This window comes from Inquilinus ginsengisoli, assembly GCF_031453975.1.
GTDB classification, from domain to species: Bacteria; Pseudomonadota; Alphaproteobacteria; order DSM-16000; family Inquilinaceae; genus Inquilinus; species Inquilinus ginsengisoli_A.
In genome coordinates, this window is the sequence record NZ_JAVDPW010000003.1 from 479,117 (window position 1) to 499,617 (window position 20,501).

16 protein-coding genes are annotated in these 20,501 nt (G+C 69.6%); 11 read left to right on the forward strand and 5 right to left on the reverse strand.

The features are described 5' to 3' along the window. Window positions 1-48: 48 nt before the first annotated feature. Genes E9232_RS09975 through E9232_RS09990 form a run of 4 tightly spaced genes read left to right on the forward strand, consistent with a single transcriptional unit; the run spans window position 49 to window position 5,018 of the window. Window positions 49-1,338: an ABC transporter substrate-binding protein gene (locus E9232_RS09975; RefSeq protein ID WP_309793780.1), complete on the forward strand. Its 1,290-nt coding sequence runs from the start codon at window positions 49-51 to the stop codon at window positions 1,336-1,338. 49 nt (window positions 1,339-1,387) lie between these two features. After that, a complete protein-coding gene (locus E9232_RS09980; protein WP_309793781.1) occupies window positions 1,388-2,470 on the forward strand; it encodes a Gfo/Idh/MocA family protein in 1,083 nt (360 codons plus the stop codon). Window positions 2,471-2,481: 11 nt separating this feature from the next. Continuing rightward, window positions 2,482-3,123: a ThuA domain-containing protein gene (locus E9232_RS09985; protein WP_309793782.1), complete on the forward strand. Its 642-nt coding sequence runs from the start codon at window positions 2,482-2,484 to the stop codon at window positions 3,121-3,123. Further along, the gene (locus E9232_RS09990; RefSeq protein WP_309793783.1) at window positions 3,120-5,018 is read left to right on the forward strand and encodes a DUF2264 domain-containing protein; all 1,899 of its coding nucleotides are present in this window, start codon (window positions 3,120-3,122) and stop codon (window positions 5,016-5,018) included. Before E9232_RS09985 ends, E9232_RS09990 begins: the two co-directional genes overlap by 4 nt. Before the next feature lie 49 nt (window positions 5,019-5,067). On the opposite strand, the gene mdoH is transcribed toward E9232_RS09990, so the two are convergent. The 4 genes from mdoH to E9232_RS10010 all read right to left on the reverse strand — a co-directional run bounded on the left by mdoH (window position 5,068) and on the right by E9232_RS10010 (window position 11,170). Then, entirely contained in the window at window positions 5,068-7,149 is a 2,082-nt protein-coding gene (gene mdoH / locus E9232_RS09995; protein WP_309793784.1) for a glucans biosynthesis glucosyltransferase MdoH, read from the reverse strand. A 23-nt stretch (window positions 7,150-7,172) separates the two neighbouring features. Then, window positions 7,173-7,661 (reverse strand): hypothetical protein, encoded by a 489-nt coding sequence (locus E9232_RS10000; RefSeq protein WP_309793785.1) that lies wholly within the window; start codon window positions 7,659-7,661, stop codon window positions 7,173-7,175. 20 nt (window positions 7,662-7,681) lie between these two features. Further along, entirely contained in the window at window positions 7,682-9,214 is a 1,533-nt protein-coding gene (locus E9232_RS10005; protein ID WP_309794092.1) for an OpgD/OpgG family glucan biosynthesis protein, read from the reverse strand. Between the two features lie 351 nt (window positions 9,215-9,565). Then, window positions 9,566-11,170: a sulfatase-like hydrolase/transferase gene (locus tag E9232_RS10010; protein WP_309793786.1), complete on the reverse strand. Its 1,605-nt coding sequence runs from the start codon at window positions 11,168-11,170 to the stop codon at window positions 9,566-9,568. A gap of 170 nt (window positions 11,171-11,340) precedes the next feature. Here E9232_RS10010 and E9232_RS10015 point away from each other — a divergent pair, with 170 nt between their 5' ends. The 3 genes from E9232_RS10015 to E9232_RS10025 are packed head-to-tail and all read left to right on the forward strand — an operon-like array spanning window position 11,341 to window position 14,557. Next, a complete protein-coding gene (locus tag E9232_RS10015; protein ID WP_309793787.1) occupies window positions 11,341-12,477 on the forward strand; it encodes a peptidase C39 family protein in 1,137 nt (378 codons plus the stop codon). Next, window positions 12,474-13,937, forward strand: coding sequence for a RimK family ATP-grasp domain-containing protein (locus tag E9232_RS10020; RefSeq protein WP_309793788.1), 1,464 nt, complete (start codon window positions 12,474-12,476; stop codon window positions 13,935-13,937). Before E9232_RS10015 ends, E9232_RS10020 begins: the two co-directional genes overlap by 4 nt. A 26-nt stretch (window positions 13,938-13,963) precedes the next feature. Continuing rightward, window positions 13,964-14,557 (forward strand): DUF4893 domain-containing protein, encoded by a 594-nt coding sequence (locus E9232_RS10025; protein WP_309793789.1) that lies wholly within the window; start codon window positions 13,964-13,966, stop codon window positions 14,555-14,557. A gap of 10 nt (window positions 14,558-14,567) precedes the next feature. Here the strand turns inward: E9232_RS10025 and E9232_RS10030 are convergent, their stop codons facing one another. Further along, a complete protein-coding gene (locus E9232_RS10030) occupies window positions 14,568-15,434 on the reverse strand; it encodes a helix-turn-helix domain-containing protein (RefSeq protein WP_309793790.1) in 867 nt (288 codons plus the stop codon). Window positions 15,435-15,642: 208 nt separating this feature from the next. Between E9232_RS10030 and E9232_RS10035 the strand changes: the two genes are divergently transcribed. From E9232_RS10035 to E9232_RS10050, 4 genes are read left to right on the forward strand one after another with little or no spacing between them, the layout of a single operon-like run. Beyond that, window positions 15,643-16,398: an SDR family oxidoreductase gene (locus tag E9232_RS10035; protein ID WP_309793791.1), complete on the forward strand. Its 756-nt coding sequence runs from the start codon at window positions 15,643-15,645 to the stop codon at window positions 16,396-16,398. 50 nt (window positions 16,399-16,448) lie between these two features. Then, window positions 16,449-17,033 (forward strand): hypothetical protein, encoded by a 585-nt coding sequence (locus E9232_RS10040; RefSeq protein ID WP_309793792.1) that lies wholly within the window; start codon window positions 16,449-16,451, stop codon window positions 17,031-17,033. 38 nt (window positions 17,034-17,071) lie between these two features. Then, window positions 17,072-18,277 (forward strand): low temperature requirement protein A, encoded by a 1,206-nt coding sequence (locus E9232_RS10045; RefSeq protein ID WP_309793793.1) that lies wholly within the window; start codon window positions 17,072-17,074, stop codon window positions 18,275-18,277. 26 nt (window positions 18,278-18,303) lie between these two features. Beyond that, window positions 18,304-20,427 carry a mechanosensitive ion channel family protein gene (locus E9232_RS10050; protein ID WP_309793794.1) on the forward strand — a complete coding sequence of 708 codons (2,124 nt, stop codon included), beginning with the start codon at window positions 18,304-18,306 and terminating at the stop codon, window positions 20,425-20,427. The last annotated feature ends 74 nt before the right edge of the window (window positions 20,428-20,501 follow it).

Consider the following 20,501-nt stretch of genomic DNA (forward strand, 5'->3'; position numbering starts at 1 on the left):
ACAGAGGCGGCGCTCAAGCGTCTGCCGCGCCTAAGGGGAGGCAAGTCGATGAAGGCTTTGAACCGCCGTTCGTTCCTGCAGACCTCGATCGCCGCCACCGCGGCGCTGTCCCTCGGGACCGGCGCCGCCCGGGCCGAGGAGGCCCGGCTGCGCATGGCGTGGTGGGGGTCGCAGGACAGGGCCAAGCGCACCCTGGGTGTCGCCGAGCTGTACAAGCAGAAGATGCCCGACGTCGCCATCGTCGGCGAGGCGGTCACCGGCGACGCCTACTGGACCAAGCTGTCGACCCAGATGGCCGGGCGAAACATCTCCGATATCTTCCAGCTCGAGCCGGGCACCATCTCCGACTATTCTCGTCGCGGCGCCACCATGGCGCTGGACCAGTTCATCCCCAAGCCGCTGGACGTCGAGGCCTTCGGCACCAAGGTGCTGGACCTGTGCAAGGTCGACGGCAAGATCCAGGGCATCGGCCTAGGCCTCAACTCGTTCTCGATGTTCTACGACACCGCAGTCTTCGCCAAGGCCGGCCTGCCGGCGCCGACGCCGGAGACCACCTGGGCCCAGTTCGCCGACCTGTCGGTCGAGCTGACCAAGGCGGTGGGCAAGGACCAGTTCTGGGGCGCCCCCTACGGCGCCCGCTACGCCTCGGTGCTGGACGTCTGGCTGCGCCAGCGCGGCAAGGCCCTGTTCACCGAGGAAGGGCCGCTCGGCTTCGGGGTCGAGGACGCCAAGGAATGGTACGCCTACTGGGAGGACCTGCGCGGCCGCAACGGCACGGTCACGGCGGATGTGCAGACCCAGGAGCAGAACATCATCGAGACCAACCCGCTCAGCCGCGGCAGCTCGGCGATGGGCTTCACCTATTCGAACCAGCTGGTCGGCTATCAGGCGGTGATGCCGAACAAGCTCGGCATCACCATGGTGCCCTCTGCCGGCGGCGGCGCTCCCTCGGGGCACTACTACCGGCCGGCGCTGATCTGGAGCATCGGCGCCACCAGCAAGAACGGCGAGGCGGCGGCGGCCTTCATCAACTTCTTCGTCAACGATATCGAGGCCGGCAAGATCCTGGGGGTCGAGCGCGGCGTGCCGATGTCGCCCAAGGTGCGCGAGGCGATCCTGCCGCAGCTGAACGAGACCGAGCGGGCGTCGGTCGAATACGTCAACTACCTCGCCGACAAGGTCAGCGCCTATCCACCGCCGGTGCCGAAGGGGTCGCAGGAGTTCGACCGCAACGTCGTGCGCCGCACCTCCGACGAGCTGGCCTTCGGAAACCTCACGCTCGACCAGGCGGCGCACCAGCTGGTCGAACAGGGCAATGCGCTGATCCAGCCGAAGTGACTTGGCCGAAGTGACCCGGCCGACCTGATCCGGAAGCGTTGAGGACAGCATGACCCGTCTCAAGGTGGCGATGATCGGCTGCGGCTGGGTCGCCGGATCCCAGGTCGAGCGTGGCTTCGCGGTCTTGCCGGAGCAGTTCGAGGTGGCGGTGGCCGCGGATCTCGACCCGTCCCGGGCCGAGGCCTTCGCCGCCCGCCACGGCATCCCGCGCATGGCTGCAAGCCTCGACGCCGTGCTGGCCATGCCCGATGTCGACGTGGTGTCGATCTGCACTCCGCCGAACCTGCATTTCGGCGGGGTCACCGCGGCGCTGGCCGCCGGTAAGCATGTGATCTGCGAGAAGCCCTTCGTCGCGTCGCTGGCGCAGCTGGAGGCGGTGCGCCGGGCCGAGGCGGAGTCCGGCCGCCGGGCGATGCCGATCTTCCAGTACCGCTTCGGCGACGGGCTGGCGCGGGTCAAGCACGTGGTCGACAGCGGCCTGGCCGGCAAGGCCTATGTCTCGGCGGTCGAGACCGCGTGGCGCCGCGGCCCGGACTACTACCAAGTGCCGTGGCGCGGCAAGCTGGCGTCGGAGCTGGGCGGCGTGCTGCTGACCCAGGCGATCCACATGCACGACCTGCTGTTCTTCCTGATGGGGCCGGCCGCCACGGTCGCCGGCTTCAAGACCACGCGGGTCAACCCGGTCGAGGTCGAGGATTGCGCGGTTGGCAGCCTGCGCATGGCCGACGGGTCGCTGGCCTCGCTGACCGCCACGCTGGGCTCGGCCAAGCAGATCACCCGGATGCGCTTCTGCTTCGAGCATGTCGCCTTCGAGGTGCAAGGCGACGGCAACGACGCCGGCCGGCCGGCGGAGCTGGAGTGGACCGTGATCCCGGCCAGCCCCGAGGCGGGCGAGCGCATCGCCAGGGCCATGGCCGAACTGCCGCCCGGGAAAGCCAACTTCGCCCGGCAGTTCGAGCTGTTCCACGACGCGCTGGCCACCGGCGCGCCCTTCCCGGTGACGCTGGACGACGCCCAGCGCTCGCTGGAGCTGATCACGGCGCTGTTCCACGCCGCCGAAACCGGCACGGTGGTCGATCTGCCGATCGGCCCCGGCCATTCCCGTTACGAGGGCTGGGTCTCCCGGGCCTGAAGAGGACCACGATGAAACGCGCGATGATCGTCTGGGGCGGCTGGGAAGGCCATGAGCCGGAACAGGGCGCCGCCTATGTCGCCGCGATGCTGCGGCAGGAGGGCTTCGACGTCCGGGTGGAGGGCGACGTCGACGCCTTCGCCGACCCGGCGCTGCGCGGGATGGACCTGATCGTGCCGATGTTCACCCGCTCCGCGATCACCAAGGAGCCGCTAGACAACCTGCTGGCCGCGGTCGAGGGCGGGGCCGGGATCGCCGGCTATCACGGCTGCCTGGCCGGGTCGTTCCGCGAGGCGGTGGCCTTCCACTTCATGGCCGGCTGCCAATGGGTGGCCCATCCCGGCAACATCATCCCGTTCCGGGTGAACGTGACCCGGCCGGACGACCCCGTGATGGCCGGGATCGGGGATTTCGACTACCTGTCGGAACAGTACTACCTGCATGTCGACCCGGCGGTGGAGGTGCTGGCCACCACCACCTTCTCGGGCGACCACGCCGCCTGGATCGACGGCGTGACCATGCCGGTGGTGTACAAGAAGCGCTACGGCGCCGGGCGGGTGTTCTACACCGCGCTGGGCCATGTGGTGCGTGAGTTCGAACACCCTGAGATGCGCGAGATCCTGCGCCGGGGCCTGCTCTGGGCATCGAAATGACCGACACCACCGCCGATCGCGCCCGCACCAACCCGCTGGCGACCCGCTCCGACGTGCAGCGCCTGCTGCGCGACCTTTCCGCGCCGCTGGAATCCGGCTTCAGCCGGGGCCGGGCGCAGATCCGCCTCGGCCTCGATTCCGCGCATTTCAACCGCAAGGCGCAGTGGTTCGAAGGCTATGCAAGGCCGCTGTGGGGCCTGGCGCCGCTGCATGCCGGAGGCGGCGGCTTCGACTTCTGGGACAAGTTCCGCGAAGGCCTGGCCAACGGCACCGACCCGGACCATCCGGAGTACTGGGAGGCGGTGACTGACACCGACCAGCGCGCGGTCGAGATGGCGGCGCTGGGCTTCGCCCTGGCGCTGGCGCCCGACCGGCTGTGGGACCCGCTGCCCGAGGCGGCGAAGCAACGCGCGGCGACCTGGCTCGGCGGCATCCAGTCGGTGCAGATGGCCGACAACAACTGGCATTTCTTCCCGGTGATGGCCGGGCTGGGGCTGGAGCGGGTGGGCGTCGGCATCGACACTGCGTCGCGCGACCGCCATCTGGCCCGGATCGACGACTTCATCGGCGCCGAAGGCTGGTATGGCGATGGCGACGGCGGCTGGATCGACCACTACAACGGCTTCGCGCTGCAGTTCTACGGGCTGATCTACGCCGCCCATGCCGGCGATCGCGACCCGGCGCGGGCCCAGGCCTATCGCGACCGCGCCACCGCCTTCGCCCAGGGCTTCCGCCACTGGTTCGGGGCCGACGGGGCGGCGTTGGCGATCGGCCGGTCGCTGACCTACCGCTTCGCCATGGCCGGCTTCTGGGGCGCCTTGGCCTATGCCGGGGTCGAGGCGCTGCCCTGGGGCCAGATCCGCGGCCTGTGGGCCCGCCAGTTGCGCTGGTGGATGCAGCAGCCGATCTTCGACGCCGCGGGCCGCCTGCCGGTCGGCTACCGCTGGCCGAACTACCTGATGAGCGAGGAGTACAACTCGCCCGGCTCGCCCTACTGGGCGTTCAAGGCCTTCCTGCCGCTGGCCTTGCCGGATAGCCACCCGTTCTGGACGGCGCGGGAGGAGGCGCTGGACGCGCCGGACGGCACATCGACGCTGCGCGGCGCCTCGACGGTGGTCCGCCGCAGCCGGGGCGACGTGGTGGCGCTGCCGGCCGGGCCGGTCCGCACCGAGATGCGCGGATCGACCGACAAATACGGCAAGCTGGCCTATTCCACGCGCTTCGGGATGGCAGTGGAGGGCGATCGCTGGCTGCCGGTCGGCTTCTGTGGCGACAATATCCTGGCCGTCAGCCGTGACGGCCGCGAGTTCCGCAGCCGCGGGGCGCTGACCGCCTCCCGGGTCGGGGAGGGCTGGATCGAGACCGTATGGCAGCCGCTGGCCGGGGTCACGGTGACGACGTTGCAATCCTTCGCCGGGGATTGGGAGGTGCGGCTGCACCGCATCGCCGCCGACACGCCGCTGGCGGTGATCGAGACCGGCCACGCGGTGCCGGCGCACAGCCGGACGCGCGGCAAGCTGCTGCAGGCGCTCGATGCAAAGGGGCCTGGCCTGGTGGGGCTGACCATCGCGGTGGCCGACGGGCATGGCTCCAGCCTCGCCGATCTCGGCGGGCTGCGGCGTGCGGTCGAGGCGGATGTCGCCCCGAACACCCATCTGCTGTTCCCACAGGCCTCGGTGCCGGCCCTGGCCGGCCGCATCGGCGCCGGCGAGACCCTGCTGGTCACGGCGGCGCGGCCGTCCTACGGCCTCGACCAGCTGTCGATGCCGCTGCCCTCGGCCGAGGCGGTGCGGGCGATCGCGGAGGCCGCCGGCTGGGACGTCACCGTCCTGGGCTGGCTGGCGATCCCGGATGGGCTGGAGATCCGCCAGCGGCCGGTCGCCGACTGGGGCTGACGCGGGGAGGGTAGGTTGGGTTCGCCGCGGCGAACCCAACCTACGAGGCTCAGCCTCTCGGCGCGACCTGCAGCCGGCCGCCGGCCAGGGCGGCCAGGTGCAGCTCGCCCAGGGAGCGCGGGTCGAACAGCAGCGCCACCTTCTCGTCGCGGCTCAGGGCGCCGGTGCTCATGGTGCCCGGGCCGCCGGCGGTCAGCTTGCGCCGCGCCGCATCGACCACGCGGGGATCCTCGTGGCCGGCCTCGGGCGCGCCGGTCAGCAGCGTCATGTGGATGGCGTTGGCCAGCGGGTCGCGGATCACCTGGGCCAGGCCGTCGGTGACCGGCGTGGTGGTGGCGTTCAGCCTTTCGCCCAGCGCCGCCGCCTCGATCACGATCTGCGGGCGCTTGGTCTCCTCCGGCGTCACCAGCAGGCCCAGCCGACGGGCCCACAGGCCGGTCGACTGGCGCGAGGTGATCACCGACAGCGGGATCGACAGCAACAGGCCGATCACCAGCGGCGACAGCCAGGCCAGCATCGAGGGTGAGATCCACAGCGCCAGGATGCCCAGCACCACGCCGAAGATGGTGTGGCCGCGATGCATCTGCACCGCGTCGGACCAGGGCGTGCCGCGGTCGTCGCGCGACTGGGTGCCCCAACCGCTGTCGCGGCCGAGGAAGGTCTGCAGCACGAAATTGGAGTGGAACAGCATCATCACCGGCGCCTGGAAGATCGAGAAGAAGGTCTCGAACAGCAGGCTCAGCAGGGCCCGGAAGGGGCCGCCATAGCCGGCGGCCAGCCGCGGGTTGAACAGCAGCAGGGTCCAGCCGAAGATCTTCGGCGCCATCAGCATCAGGAACGAGATCACCAGCAGGCGCACCGCCAGCGTCTGGTCCTGCACCGGCCACACCGGGAACAGCGTCTCGCCCTGGGGGAAGTAGACCGGGATCTCGAGCTTGTGCTCCAGCGCCGTCATCATGCCGACGCAGATGAAGATCAGCCACAGCGGCGAGGAGACGTAGCTCATCACGCCCATCGCCATGTGCTGGCGCGACAGCGGGTGCAGGCCGCGCGCCACCATGATGCGCAGATGCTGCATGTTGCCCTGGCACCAGCGCCGGTCGCGCTTGGCATGGTCGATCATCGTCGGCGGGCATTCCTCGTAGCTGCCGCCGAGCTCCGGCACCAGCCAGGCGGTCCAGCCGTTGCGCCGGATCAGCGCCGCCTCGACGAAATCATGCGACAGGATGTGGCCGCCGAAGGGCGGTCGGCCCGACAGGATCGGCAGGCCGCAGCTCTCGATGAAGGCGCGGGTGCGGATGATGGCGTTGTGGCCCCAGTAATTGCCGTCGCCGAGCTGCCAGAAGGCCAGGCCGGCGCCGACGATCGGGCCGTACAGGCTGCCGGCGAACTGCTGCATCCGGGCCCACAGGGTGTTGCGGTTCACCACCAGCGGCGGCGCCTGGATGATGCCGGCGCGCGGGTTGGCCTGCATCAGCCGGGCCATGGTGACCAGGGTGTCGCCGGCCATCAGGCTGTCGGCGTCCAAGACCACCATGAAGTCGTAGCGGGCGCCCCAGCGGGTGCAGAAATCGGCGATGTTGCCGGCCTTCTTCGCCACGTTGTGGCGGCGCTTGCGGTAGAAGATCCGACCGCTGCCGTCGGTGCGGCGACACAGCGCGCTCCAGCCGATCTCCTCGGCCACCCAGACGTCGGGGTTGGTGGTGTCGCTGAGGATGAAGATGTCGAAGGCGCCGAGATGGCCGGTCCGCGCCAGGCTGTCATGGATCGCCTGGAGGTTGGCGTAGATGCCGGTGGTGTCCTCGTTGTAGATCGGCATCAGCACGGCGGTGCGGCTGCGCAGCGGCGCTACTGTGTCGGCGCCCTGCGGCCACAGCAGGCCCGGCTGGCCCCAGCGCAGCAGCAGCGTCAGGAAGCCGGGCAGGGCGGTCCAGAAGGACAGCGAGATCCAGGAGAAGTTGATGGCGAACATCACCACCAGGGCCAGCTCGAGCCCGGTGACGCCGCCGACCGACAGGAAACGATACAGGGCGAAGGCCCCGGCCAGGGTGGACAATGCCGTCGCCCCGAAGACGGCAAGGCGGCGCCAACGGGCCGCGGAGGCGTAGGACGCCGCTTCGAGTCCGCTCATTGGTGGGGTCGGGCGCCTTTCCGTCAGGCCGGACGCCGCTCAGCCGCCTCGGGCGACCAGCGGCCGAAGATGCGCTTCAGCGGCTCGCCGGCCCAGACCGGGTCCAGCGGCTGGTCGACCATCGGGGTCGGCTGGGCGCGCGGCACCGGCACCGGCGACACCCGGCGCAGCGCCTGCTCCATCGCCTGGGGCAGCGGGTCCTCGGACAGGAAGTGTTCGGGCCAGCGGCGGGCGGCGTCGGTCAGCAGGTAGGCGGCCCGGCCGATGGTCAGGATCGCGTCGTCGTTGCGCTCACTGCGGTTCAGCACCACGGCGAACCAGTCGGCCGCGCGGCGGCGGGCATGGTCCAGCAGCGCCGGCGCCGGCATCGCGGCCGGGTCGACGTCGCAGAATGCCGTCTCGATCGCGCCGGACAGCGCGGCCGGGTCGGTGAAGCCGAGGGCCTGGAAGAAGCCGAGGACGGAGTCTGGCATGTTGATGTTGACCGGGGTGCGGAGCCCGATCTGGGACATGGGTCGATTCCGATGCGTCGTCAAGGCGTCCATTGGAAACTCCATGTTTCGGTCAGCGCGTTGCCGCCCTGCCGGAGGTAACAGCGAAGCTCGGCGGGGTCGTCGCCGGCGGGCTTCAGATCGAAAAAAGCACGCCAGCCGCCGAGCTCCGGATTCCGCTGCGCCACAGGGAATTGGATCTCGCCCGCCGATGCCGTGACCACCGCCTCCAGTGAAGCGTCTTCCGGCAGAGAGTCAAGGGCGCCGCCCTTGAAATCGATCACGAATTTGCGGGTGTCGCTGGTCTTGCTGTCGCTGCCGGACACGCCGCCGGCCCCGGTGCGGGTGGAAACCACGATGCCGCGGTCGCCGGTGACCGGCGGATTCATGCCCCAATGCAGGCGGTAGGACAGTTTCCACTCCTGGCCGCCGTCGACCGGGGTCTTCGGCACCCAGAAGGCGACGATGTTGTCGTGGATCTCGCGGTCGGTCGGGATCTCGACCAGCTGCACCACGCCCGGGCCCCAGCCGCTCAGCGGCTCGACCCACAGGCTCGGCCGGCGCTCGTACAGCGCCTCGAGGTCCTGGTAGCTGCTGTAGGACCGCTGCCGCTGCATCAGGCCGAAGCCGCGCGGGTTCTCGTCCATGAACGAGCTGATCAGCAGGCGGGCGGGGTTGCGCAGCGGCCGCCACAGCCATTCGCCGGCGCCGCTCCACATCGACAGCCCGTCGCTGTCATGCACCTCGGGCCGGAAGTCGTCGAACGACCGGTGATCCTGCGGCCCGAACAGGAACATGCTGGTCAGCGGCGCGATGCCGAACTTGTCGATGGTGTGGCGGGGGTAGAGCGTGGCCTCGATATCGACCGTGGTGGTCTCGCCCGGCTTGATCAGGAAGCTGTAGGCTCCGCTGACGCCCGGGCTGTCGAGCAGGGCGTAGACCCTGATCTGGGTCGCGTCCGGGGCCGGGGTCTCGACCCAGAACTGACGGAAAACCGGGAACTCTTCGCCGCGGGTCGAGCCGGTGTCGATCGCCAGGCCGCGCGCCGACAAACCATATATGTTCTTGCGGCCGAGGCAGCGGAAATAGCTGGCGGCCAGGAATACCGCGATCTCGTCCAGGAACTCCGGCCGGTTGATCGCGTAGTGCAGGCGGAAGCCGGCGAAGCCGAGATGGTCCGATGGGTTGTCCGGGAACTTGTTGCCGCCGAGGTCGAACAGGTCCTGTCGGTACAGGATCTCCTTGGCCTGGTAGCCGTCGACCTGGAAAATGTGGACCGGCTTGTCGAACAGGGCGCCGAGATGGAAGAACTGCATCTGGAACGGCAGCTTCTCCGGCCGCCACAGTGCCTGTTCCGGCAAGAAGCGGATGGCCCGCTGCTGGTCGTAGGTCAGCTGGGTGATCTCGGCCGGCAGGCTTTCGTCCGGTGGCACGAACGGGGCTTGGGACACGGTCTTCGCCCGGTCGACCAGCCAAGTCATGCTGAACGGCGTGGTGTCGCCCAGGCTGGGCGCGGCCAGGGCAGGGCGGGCAGCGCCGAATAGAGGGAGCGCCGCCAGCGCGGTGGTCCCCATCAAGATCTGGCGTCTGGTCAGCCCCACGTCACCACCAAGTATTTTGTGCAATGCAACATAACACGAAACATCGACCGTGATTGTGGCGGTTCCTGGACAAACATAACCGCGCGCGGCACCGGGCTGTGACGCGCACGGTCAACCCACATCCGCCAGCCCCGGTTCACTGCGACATACCCCCATAATTTCGTTGCCGCAGCGCCGGGACCGACCGATCAACGCAACCTTTCCAGATTTGTTCCGACGCCAAATTACCCGGTCCGCGAACACGGCAGAAGCCGGCGAACCCAAGCGCGACGGCAGGTGCTGGGCTGCACTTTTCACAGATTGACAGGGGAAATCAGCTCGCTTTTACGGCGAGAAGGACCGGGCAAAGGCGTCGCGGAAGATCGACATCGACGGGACGGCGGTGGTCGCCGGCGGGTTGAGGCCCTCGACGAAGCCCCAGTCGAGGAAGCGGTCGACCAGCGCCCGGTCGCGGCTGAACACATGCACCGGGACGTCGCGGGGCGTGCCCGGGCCGGTCACGATCGGCGCCGGCTGGTGGTCGCCCAGCACCACCATCAGCGAATGGTCGTCGAGGAATTTCGCGGTGTAGTCCAGCAGCGACCGCAGCGAATAGGTCATCGACTGGCCGTACTGGGCGCGCACCCGGTCGGGGTCGCTCCACACCGCCTCCGGCGTGTCGCCGGTGGCCGGCAGGGTGCGGTACAGGCTGCCGTCGCCGATCCGGCTCCAATCCTCGACCAGGGTCGGAACCGGGGTCCATGGCGCGTGGCTGGAGACCAGCACGACCTCGGTGAACAGCGGCTTCGGCTGACCCTTCCGCCAGCGCTCATAGGCGGCCAGGGTGTACTGGTCCGGCATGGTGACCCAGCCGAAGGGCGGGCCGGCATAGCCCAGATCGTCGGCGAAGATCGCTTGGTCGAAGCCGTAGAAATGGGTCGCCTCCGGCTCGCCCCCGGTGATCGCCGGGGCGATCAGCGCGGTGTAGTAGCCGGCCTCCTTGAACAGATGGGTCAGGGTCAGGCGCTTGCCGGTCATCAGCAGGTCGTAGCGCAGCTGGTCGTCGATCTGCAGGCCGCTGGTCAGGGTCGCATGGGCCAGCCAGGACTGGCCGCCGCGGGTGGGGGAGGCGAGCCAGCCGCTCGCGGTGTAGACGCCGGCGGCGGTCAGCTTCGGCGCCATCTCGGCCAGCGCCGCCTTCGGCCCGGCGTCGAAGCGGGGATCCTCCAGCGCGCTGCGGCCGTAGGATTCGAGAAAGACGATGGTGACATCGGCGCCGTCCAGGCCGGCCAGCGGCTTGCCTGGCAGCAGGCCGCGCAGCGGGTCGACCGACTCCTCGGCGCGGAACCGGCCTTCCATCGCCAGCGCCGGGATCAGGCGGTTGACCTGGTCCACGACCATGTGGCTGGCGATGTCGTTCACCGGCCGGGCCGGGCCGTAGACATCCGGCACCGTCTGGGCGACGACGAAGACCACGATGGCGACCAGCCCCAGCGCGCCTGCGACACCGCGGCGCGGGGGCGTGGACAGGGCCCGCTGCAGCATGCGCACCGACCGGGCGGTGGCCCACCAGATGCACCAGGCGGCCAGGATCACCCCCAAAGTGGTGGCGATCAGGCCGAGGGCGCCGATGACGCCGTTCGCCAGGTGCATGCCGTCGATCAGCAGCAGCCGGTCGACATACAGGCTGACCGGCCGGCCGAAGGACAGCTCGGTGGCCAGGTTGGCCAGTTTGATCGCCGCGACCAACAGGCCCAGGCAGCCCAGCGCGGCGGCGAAGGCGCGCGACCGGCGCAGCGGCGGCGCCACGGCCAGGGCGGCGACCAGAATCGCCAGCTCGACCGGCACCGAAGTCAGGCCGTAGAACTGCCAGCCGTCGGGGTCGGACGGGACGCCCAGCAGCAGCACCAGCCAGAGCAGTGCGAGGACGAGGCGAAGGGCACCGAACATCGGCGTCATCCTGGTGCGGAATCGAGGCGGGGCGGGGTCTGTCGGGGGCATGGCGGCGGGACCATGCCACGACTTCCCTGGGCCGTGGATGAAATCCTCGTCATCTCGGATTACCCCCTGGTGCGGGGGCGGCTTCGGCGCGATAACCATCCCGGGATTTGATTAGAGTGATGCCCGACGACCGACACGCCGCCCCGATCTCCGAGACGCTGCGGCTCGCCACGTCCGACGACGTGCCGAGGCTGCTGGAGATCGAGTCGCGGGCCTTCGACCATGATCGGCTGAGCCGGCGCAGCTTCCTCCATCTCCTGACCCGGGGCCACGCGGTGTGCGTCGTAGCGGAGGAGGGCGGCCGGCTGCTCGGCTACGCCCTGGTGCTGCTGCGCCGGACCACGGCGCTGGCGCGGCTGTACTCGCTGGCGGTCGATCCGGAGGCACGGGGTAGGGGGCTCGGCGCCCGGCTGCTCGAGGCGGCGGAGCGGGCGGCGCATGACGAGGCGGCGCTGTTCCTGCGGCTCGAGGTCCGGCCGGACAACGCGCCGGCGATCGCCCTCTACCAGTCGCGCGGCTACCTCCATTTCGGCCGCTACCTCGACTTCTACGAGGACCATGCCGACGCGCTGCGCTTCGAGAAGCGGCTCGGCGCCGACGACCAGCCGCAGACCGACCTGCACGTCCCGTACTACGCCCAGACCACCAACTTCACCTGCGGCGCCGCGGCGCTGCTGATGGCGCTGAAGGCGCTCGACCCGTCGATCGAGCTGAGCCGGGCGCGCGAGCTGCGGCTGTGGCGCGAGGCGACGACGATCTACATGACCTCCGGCCATGGCGGCTGCGACCCCTACGGCATGGCGCTGGCCGCGCATGACCGCGGCGTGCGGGCCCGGATCTTCGTCAGCGACGACGCGCTCCTCTTCCTCGACGGGGTGCGCAGCCCGGACAAGAAGGCGGTGATGACGGTGGTGCAGGAGGATTTCCGCGCCCGCTGTGCCCGCCGGCGCATCGAGGTGGTGCACCGCGCCCTCACTTTGCCCGAAATGAGTGCCTTGATCGCGGAGGGGGCGATACCGATCGTGTTGATCAGCCTCTTCCGGGGCTACGGCGAAAAAAATCCGCATTGGGTGGTGGCGAACGGCTTCGACGAGCGTTTCATCTACGTGCACGACCCCTGGGTCGCGGAGACGGAGATGGAGAGCGCTTCGGCCAAGGCCAATCTCCCGATCCCGCGGCAGGAATTCGAGCGTATGGCCCGTTACGGCCGCACCCAGCTCCGGGCCGCGGTCGTGCTCAGCAGGAAGGCCTCATGAGCGGTTGGATCATCGTCGTCGACCGTATCGGCGACTTCAAGGGCGACCCGGATGGCCGCCAGCTCGTCACCGCCCGGGACTACATCTCCCGGCCGCAGCTGCTGAAGGGCGGGGACGCGAAGGTCATCAACCTGACCCGCTCCACCGCCTACATGACGCGCGGCTACTATGTCTCCCTGCTCGCCGAGGCCCGCGCCCACCGGGTGATCCCGATGGTCGAGACCATTCTCGATCTCGGCCAGAAGACGCTCTACAAGATCGCGCTGCCGGATCTGGAGGACGACCTCAACCGGCGGATCAAGCGGCTGTCGGTGCCCCCGGGGGGGCCGTTCAAGCTGATCATCTGCTTCGGCCGCGCCGATGACGACCGGTTCCAGGATTTCGGCCGCCGCGTCTTCGATTGGTTCCGGGCGCCGATCCTCGAGGTCAAGGTCCGCTTCACCGACAAATTCCGCATCGCCTCGGTCGGCGAATTGTCGATCTCCGACATCGAAGGCGAGACCGACGCCTTCTTCTACGAGACGCTCGATCTCTACACCCGACAGGGCTGGCGCAACCCGAAGGAGAACAAGCCGGCGAAATACACCCTCGCCGTGCTGTTCAACCCGAAGGAGGAGTTCGCGCCCTCGACCCACCGCTCGATCCTGAAGCTCGCCCGCGTGGCCGAGACCATGGATATGGAAGTGGAGATCATCGAGAAGAAGGACCTGCTGCGCCTGGCCGAATACGACGCCCTGTTCATCCGCGAGACCACGGCGATCGACAACCACACCTTCCGCTTCGCCCGCAGGGCCGAGCAGGAGGGCATGCCGGTGATCGACGATTCGACCTCGATCCTGCGCTGCGGCAACAAGGTCTATCTCTACGAGCTCTTGACCGCGAACAAGATCCCGACGCCGAAGACGGTGGTGATCGACAGCCTGAAGCATGTCGAGCGGGTGGAGGAGGAGTTCGCCTACCCGATCGTGCTGAAGATCCCGGACGGGTCGTTCAGCCGCGGCGTGTTCAAGGCCAACGACCGGCGCGAGCTGGAGCAGATGGCCGAGCAGCTCTTGGACGATTCCGACGTCATCCTGGCCCAGGAGTTCATGCCGACCGACCATGACTGGCGGGTCGGCGTGCTGGATGGCGAGCCGCTGTTCGTCTGCCAGTACATGATGGCGAAGAAGCACTGGCAGATCGTCCGCCATTCCCCCGACGGCAAGGTCGGCTGGGGCAACTTCAAGACCTTCGCCCTCGACGAGGTGGCGCCCGAGGTGCTGGATGTCGCGGTGCGGGCGGCGCGGCTGATCGGCGACGGGCTGTACGGCGTCGACCTGAAGCAGACCGAGAAGGGGGTGTTCGTGATCGAGATCAACGACAACCCCAATCTCGACCATGGCTGCGAGGACCTGGTCGCCAAGGACGAGCTGTGGCGCCGGGTCTGCCGCTGGTTCATCGAGCGGATCGACGCCGGCTGATCCGGCTTTCGGGCAAAATCGGGGGAATGATGCGACATCTCTGGCTTTCGCTGGTCCTGCTTGTGGCCGCGGCCGTTCCGGCGTTTGCCGACGGCACGCTGGCCTCGCGGATGACCGATGCCGACAAGGCGCGGCTGGCGGCGTTCGACACCGTGCGGGCGCAGGCGATCGGCGAGGCGCGGGCGAGCGACGACAAGGCCGCGGTCGCCGTGCTGGACCAGATGCTGGCCGGGACGCCGCAGCCGATCCGCGGCGCCACCGACCTCGCCGGGACTTGGCGCTGCCGGGTGGCGAAGCTCGGCGGCCTCCTGCCGCTGACGGTCTATGACTGGTTCCGCTGCCGCATCACCGACGACAGCGCCGGGCTTCGGCTGGACAAGGTCTCGGGGTCGCAGCGCACCAGCGGCGCCTTCTACGATGACGCGGATGCCGGGCGCCTGGTCTTCCTCGGCGCGCTGTACTACGGCCATGAGGGCAAGCCGGTGCGCTACGGCGCCGATGCCGAGCGCGACCAGGTCGGCTACCTCGTCCGGGTCGGGCGCGACCGGCTGCGGCTGGAGTATCCGTCGCCGCGCTTCGAATCCCATTTCGACATCATGGAGCTCGAGCGTCCGAAGTGACCGTCTGACGTCAGGCATCGTCCCGCCAGCGGCGGCGGAAGTCGCGCGGGGTCAGGCCGACATGCCGCCGGAAGGCGGTGGTCAGGTGGCTGTGGCTGGCGAAGCCGGTCTCCAGCGCGATCGCGGTGATGTCGCTGGCCGAATGCGTCAGCAGCCAGCGGGCGCGGCGCAGCCGCTGGGCGATGACGTATTGTGCCGGCGTGGTGCCGAAGGCCCGGCGGAAGGCGACCAGCAGCACGTGCGGGCTCATCCCCGCCAGGTCGGCCAGCGCCTCCAGCCCGATCCGGTCGCCAAGATGGGCGTGGATATGGTCCCGCAGCCGCGCCGCCGCGCGCTCGGTCAGCTGCGGTCCGGGGCGACTGCCGGCGCCGGTCCGGGCGTCCGCCCGGTAGCCGTCGGCCAAGTGCAGGGCGGCCGCCTGGCCCAGGCTGTCGCCCAGCGTCGTCGAAAGATCGTCGCCGCGACCGATCAGCCCGGCGAGGCGCTCCACCGAGCGGTACAGGAACTCGTCGCGATGGCCGAGGCGCGGAGTGATGTCGGCACCCGGTCCCGCGACCCGGGCCAGCAATTGCGGATCCACATACAGCACGCCGTAGCGGATGGTGCCGCCGCGGGCCCGGCTGGCATAGGCCCGGCCTGCCGGCACCACCCAGATGTCGCCGGCCGATGGCGGCTCCGGGCTGGCCCCGGTGCCGTCCAGCTCCGTCTCCAGCCGCCGCATCGGCCCGCCGAGATGGACGATGACGGCATGCCGGGCCTCGCGCATCCGCCAGGTCGTGACCGCGCGGATATCCTCCTGCGTGACCACCAGCTCGACCGGACCCCAGCGGCCCGATTGCTCAGCCAGGACGACGCTCCGGTCTGTCTCGTGGGCCACGGGATCGATCGGACGCATCTCTGCCATGGCATCGGCCTGTCCGGCTCTGGAAGGGATAGAAAGATAAAATTTTACCTATTTTAAGGTGAGGCCGGAGAATCTGCAATCGCCGCGGGGATCGCGGAAGCGCCGCGCGGTGATAGGGGGACATGATCTGCCATCGGCCGCATCTCCGGGTGGCGGTCGCCCCGGATCGCAGGAGCACGACATGCCCAACCAACCCCTCCAGGACAAGGTCGCCATCATCGGCGGCGGCGCCAAGAATCTCGGCGGCCTGATCAGCCGCGACCTCGCCGCCGCCGGCGCGAAGATCGTCATCAACTTCAATAGCGACGGCACCAAAGCGGCGGCCGATGCGACCGTCGCCGCGATCGAGGCGGCAGGAGGCCAGGCCTTCGCCCTGCAGGGCGACCTGACCCGGGTGGCCGAGGTCGAGCGCTTGTTCGCCGAAGCCAAGGCCCGCTTCGGTCGGGTCGACATCGCGGTCAACACCGCCGGCAAGGTGCTGAAGAAGCCCTTCGTCGAGACCACCGAGGCGGAATACGACGACATGTTCGCGGTCAATTCCAAGGCCGCCTATTTCTTCCTGCGCGAGGCCGGCAAAACGCTGGAGGATGGCGGCCGCATCGTCACCATCGTCACCTCGCTGCTGGCCGCCTTCACCGGACTGTACTCGACCTATGCCGGGGCCAAGGCGCCGGTCGAGCACTTTACCCGCGCCGCGGCCAAGGAGTTCGGCGCCCGGAAGATCTCGGTCAACAATGTCGGGCCGGGGCCGATGGACACGCCGTTCTTCTACCCCGCGGAAACGCCGGATTCGGTCGCCTACCACAGCTCCGCCTCGGCCCTGGGCGGGCTGACCCGGATCGAGGAGATCGTGCCGATCGTGCGCTTCCTGGTGACCGAGGGCAGCTGGATCACCGGCCAGACCCTGTTCGCCAATGGTGGCTACGCCACCCGCTGACGGCGGGCAGCCGAGGGCAGGACGATGGCGGTCGCCGGGGCGGGACGATCGTGATCGCCGCGGTCCTGGCCGACGCCACCGGGGGATGGGCGCTCGCGCCCATCCTGGCCTGGCTGCTGCACGACGGGCGGTTCTTGGCCGATCCGAACGACCTGACCCGGGCGCTGGCGCTGCGCCTGGCCGCGGCCGGGGCGCCGCTGGTGCGGCTGCGTCTGTCGCTGCGGGCGGAGGCGCCGCCGCTCGCCGGCTGGGCGGCGGTCTGGAGCCGGGGGCAGCCGTTGGACCGGGACCGGGTCGCCCGCACCGGGCTGGAGCGGCACGCGGCTTATGTCGGCAGCCCGCTGGAGCACATCGACCGCACCGGCACGCCGTTCCGGCTGCGGCTGGACCGGCCGGTGCCGGCGGCGGCGCATCCGCTGCTGCACCGGCTGGCGGCGCAGGGGGCGACCGACTACCTGGCCCTGCCGATGCCCTTCGCCGACGGGCGGATGGCGTCGCTGGTCGCCGTCACCGACCGGCTCGGCGGCTTCCGGCTGGAGGATGTCGGCAAGTTCGAGGCGCTGGCCAGCGCGCTGAGCCCGGTGCTGGAAGCCGCCGCCGCGCGGCATCTCGCGCGGATCGCGGGCCCGGCATAGGATCGGAAACCATCGGTGTTCGGGGGGAGTGAATGCGCATGAACCAGGCAGCCGGGCGTCGAAGCCTGCTCCGCCGGCGCCAGGAGCACGAACACGGCAAGGTCACCTTCGTCGAACTGTTCTTCGACCTGGTCTTCGTCTTCGCCATCACCCAGCTGTCGCACAGCCTGCTGAAGGACCTCACCCTTCTCGGCGCGGTGCACACCGGGCTGCTGTTCCTGGCTGTCTGGTGGGTGTGGATCTACACATCCTGGGTCACCAACTGGCTCGACCCGGAACGCACGCCGGTGCGCCTGCTGCTGCTGGTCCTGATGCTGGCCGGGCTGATCCTGTCGACGTCCCTGCCGGAGGCCTTCGCCGAGAAGGGGCTGGCCTTCGCCGGCGCCTATGTCTTCATGCAGGTGGGGCGCAGCCTGTTCATGGCTGCGGCGGTGCGGCGGCACAGCGCCGGCAACTTCCGCAATTTCCAGCGCATCACCGCCTGGCTCATCCTCTCCGCCCTGTTCTGGATCGCCGGCGCCTTCACCGAGGCGGAGGTGCGGCTGGCGCTGTGGGCGGCGGCACTGGCGATCGAATACGTCTCGCCGTCGCTCGGCTTCTGGACCCCCGGCCTCGGCCGCTCGACCACGGCGGACTGGGATGTCGAGGGCGGGCACATGGCGGAACGCTGCGGCCTGTTCGTCATCATCGCGCTCGGCGAATCGATCCTGGTCACCGGCGCCACCTTCGCCGAACTGGAGCCCGGCCTCAGCACCATCGCCGCCTTCGTCACCTCCTTCATCGGCAGCGTGGCGATGTGGTGGATCTATTTCGACATCGGCGCCGAACGCGGCAGCCACACCATCGCCCGGTCCGACGATCCCGGCCGGCTGGCCCGCATCGCCTACACCTACATCCACCTGCTGATCGTCGCCGGCATCATCGTCGGCGCGGTGGCGGACGAGCTGGTGCTGGCCCATCCCGACGGCCACCCTGAGGCCGGGACCGCCGCGGCGCTGCTGGGCGGGCCGGCGCTGTACCTGATCGGCAACACCCTGTTCAAATGGACGACCGCGGGACGGCTGCCGCTGTCGCATCTCGCCGGCCTGGTCCTGCTGGCCGGCTTGGTGCCGGGGACGGTGGTGCTGTCGCCGCTGCTGCTCGGCGTCGCCGTGATGCTGATTCTGGTCCTGGTCGCGGTGTGGGAACGGTTGTCGCTTCGGCGCGGGCGGGAGGCGGGCCTATCATCGGCCGAGATCGGTTGAGGGGCCTGTTTACGATGCATCGCCTGTTGCTTCTGTTTGCCGTCCTGCTCGGGCTGGCTGTGGCCGGCCCGGTCTCGGCTCAGGCACCCGCACCCGCGCCGGCGCCCGACAAGCTGCACACCCTCGCCGAGCTGCTGCAGGACCCGGAGATCCGCGGCTGGCTGCAAAGCCAGGTCGCCGCCGGCCCGGCCGCCCAGGCGACGGCCGCCGCCGCGCCGGCCCCAGCAGATGCCGGCAGCATGAAGCAGAGCATGTCGATCGGCATCGACACCACCCGGGCCTTCCTGCGCTCGCTGGTCGCGGCCGCGCCGACCCTGCCGGCGGAGCTGGGCCAGGCCTGGCATGTCCTGGTCCTGGACCTGGAGGGGCAGGGGCTGATCTGGACGGCGGTCTCGCTGCTGCTGTTCGTCGGCCTCGGCTTCGGCGCCGAGAAGCTGTACTGGCGGCTCTCCGCCCGCTTCCGCCGCCGGCTGATCGACACCCATCTCGAAACGCTGCACGGCCGGCTGCAGGCGGTGTGGCTGCGCTCGCTCTACGGCCTGGGCCTGGTCTTCGTCTTCGGCGTCGGCAGCATCGGCGCCTTCCTGCTGTTCGAATGGCCGCCGCTGCTGCAGCAGATCGTGCTGTCCTACCTGCTGCTGGTGCTGATCGTCCGGGTCACGCTGGTGCTGGGGCGCATCATCCTGGCGCCGGGGGCGGAGCGCTTCCGGCTGGTGCCGATGGCGACGCCGACCGCGCATTACTGGTTCGTGTGGGCGGCGGTGCTGGTCGGCTGGTTCTTCTTCATCCAGGCCACGCTCGACAACCTGGAGACGCTGGGGCTGCGGCGCGAGGCCTGGTACCTGGTCGGCCTGGCCAGCAGCGTGGTGATGCTGGGCCTGACCCTGGCCGCGGTGTGGCGCGCCCCGACCTTCGACGGCAGCGACCGGGTGGGCCATGGCCACCGGGTCGGCACCTGGCTGCTGACGCTGTACCTCGTCGTGGTCTGGCTGCTGCTGTTCAGCGGGTCGGTGGCGCCGTTCTATGTCGGCGTCATCCTGCTGCTGCTGCCGATCGCGCTGCGCGGCGTCCACCTCGCCGTCTCCCATGTGCTGCGGCCGGCGGGGGCGGAGGCGGCGGAGCCGGTGCCCTCGCTGCTGGCGGTCACGCTGGAGCGCGGATTCCGGGCGCTGCTGGTGATCGGCGCGGCGCTGCTGATCGCCTCGGTCAGCGGCGTCGACCTGTCCTCGCTGACCATGCGCGACACGCTGTCGACCCGGCTGCTGCGCGGCGCCATCAACGCGGCCATCGTGTTCCTGGTGGCGAATTTCGCCTGGCACCTGCTGCGCGCCTGGATCGACCAGCGCATCGCCACGGCCAATGTCGAAGGGCATGGCGGCACCGATGCCACCAGCAGCGACCAGATCCGCCGCCACGCCCGGCTGCGGACGCTGCTGCCGATCCTGAAGAACGTGCTGTTCGTGGTGCTGGCGGTGATGGCCGGGCTGATCGCGCTGGCGGCGCTGGGGGTCGAGATCGGGCCGCTGATCGCCGGCGCCGGTGTGGTCGGTCTCGCCGTCGGCTTCGGCGCCCAGACCCTGGTCAAGGACATCATCTCCGGCATGTTCTTCCTGTTCGACGACGCCTTCCGCATCGGCGAATACATCGAAAGCGGCAGCATCCGCGGCACGGTGGAGGGGTTCTCGCTGCGCTCGCTCAAGCTGCGCCACCAGCGCGGCGCGCTGCACACCATCCCGTTCGGCGCGCTGGACAAGATCACCAACTATTCGCGCGACTGGGTGATCGACAAGATGACGATCAGCGTCACCTACGACACCGATCTCGACAAGATCAAGCCGATCGTCAAGGAGATCGGCCAGGCCCTGCAGGCCGACCCGCTGTTCGCGCCGCACATCCTGGAGACGCTGAAGATGCAGGGCGTCGACCAGCTCGGCGACTTCGCCATCCAGATCCGGCTGAAGATGATGACCAAGCCGGGCGAGCAGTTCGTGATCCGGCGCAAGGCCCTGGCGATGATCAAGAAGGCGTTCGACGCCAACGGCATCGCCTTCGCCTTCCCGACCGTCACGGTGGCCGGTGGCGGCGCGGCGACCGGGGCGGTGGCCCAGCACGCGCTGGACCTGGCCAAGCCGCCGGCGCCGGCGGGCTGATGGGCACCGAGTCATTCCTCCTTGTCATGCCACGGCTTGACCGTGGCATCCAGGGGCGGCGAGAGCCGCTCTTG

What these genes read in the sequence shown, in the direction of transcription:
- E9232_RS10035 (WP_309793791.1), top strand. Translation starts at nt 15,643, where the DNA reads ATGCCCAACCAACCCCTCCAGGACAAGGTCGCCATCATCGGCGGCGGC.
- E9232_RS10015 (WP_309793787.1), top strand. Translation starts at nt 11,341, where the DNA reads ATGCCCGACGACCGACACGCCGCCCCGATCTCCGAGACGCTGCGGCTC.
- E9232_RS10000 (WP_309793785.1), bottom strand. Translation starts at nt 7,661, where the DNA reads ATGTCCCAGATCGGGCTCCGCACCCCGGTCAACATCAACATGCCAGAC.
- E9232_RS09990 (WP_309793783.1), top strand. Translation starts at nt 3,120, where the DNA reads ATGACCGACACCACCGCCGATCGCGCCCGCACCAACCCGCTGGCGACC.
- E9232_RS09975 (WP_309793780.1), top strand. Translation starts at nt 49, where the DNA reads ATGAAGGCTTTGAACCGCCGTTCGTTCCTGCAGACCTCGATCGCCGCC.
- E9232_RS10005 (WP_309794092.1), bottom strand. Translation starts at nt 9,214, where the DNA reads ATGGGGACCACCGCGCTGGCGGCGCTCCCTCTATTCGGCGCTGCCCGC.
- E9232_RS09980 (WP_309793781.1), top strand. Translation starts at nt 1,388, where the DNA reads ATGACCCGTCTCAAGGTGGCGATGATCGGCTGCGGCTGGGTCGCCGGA.
- E9232_RS10025 (WP_309793789.1), top strand. Translation starts at nt 13,964, where the DNA reads ATGATGCGACATCTCTGGCTTTCGCTGGTCCTGCTTGTGGCCGCGGCC.
- E9232_RS09985 (WP_309793782.1), top strand. Translation starts at nt 2,482, where the DNA reads ATGAAACGCGCGATGATCGTCTGGGGCGGCTGGGAAGGCCATGAGCCG.
- mdoH (WP_309793784.1), bottom strand. Translation starts at nt 7,149, where the DNA reads ATGAGCGGACTCGAAGCGGCGTCCTACGCCTCCGCGGCCCGTTGGCGC.
- E9232_RS10045 (WP_309793793.1), top strand. Translation starts at nt 17,072, where the DNA reads ATGAACCAGGCAGCCGGGCGTCGAAGCCTGCTCCGCCGGCGCCAGGAG.
- E9232_RS10020 (WP_309793788.1), top strand. Translation starts at nt 12,474, where the DNA reads ATGAGCGGTTGGATCATCGTCGTCGACCGTATCGGCGACTTCAAGGGC.
- E9232_RS10010 (WP_309793786.1), bottom strand. Translation starts at nt 11,170, where the DNA reads ATGTTCGGTGCCCTTCGCCTCGTCCTCGCACTGCTCTGGCTGGTGCTG.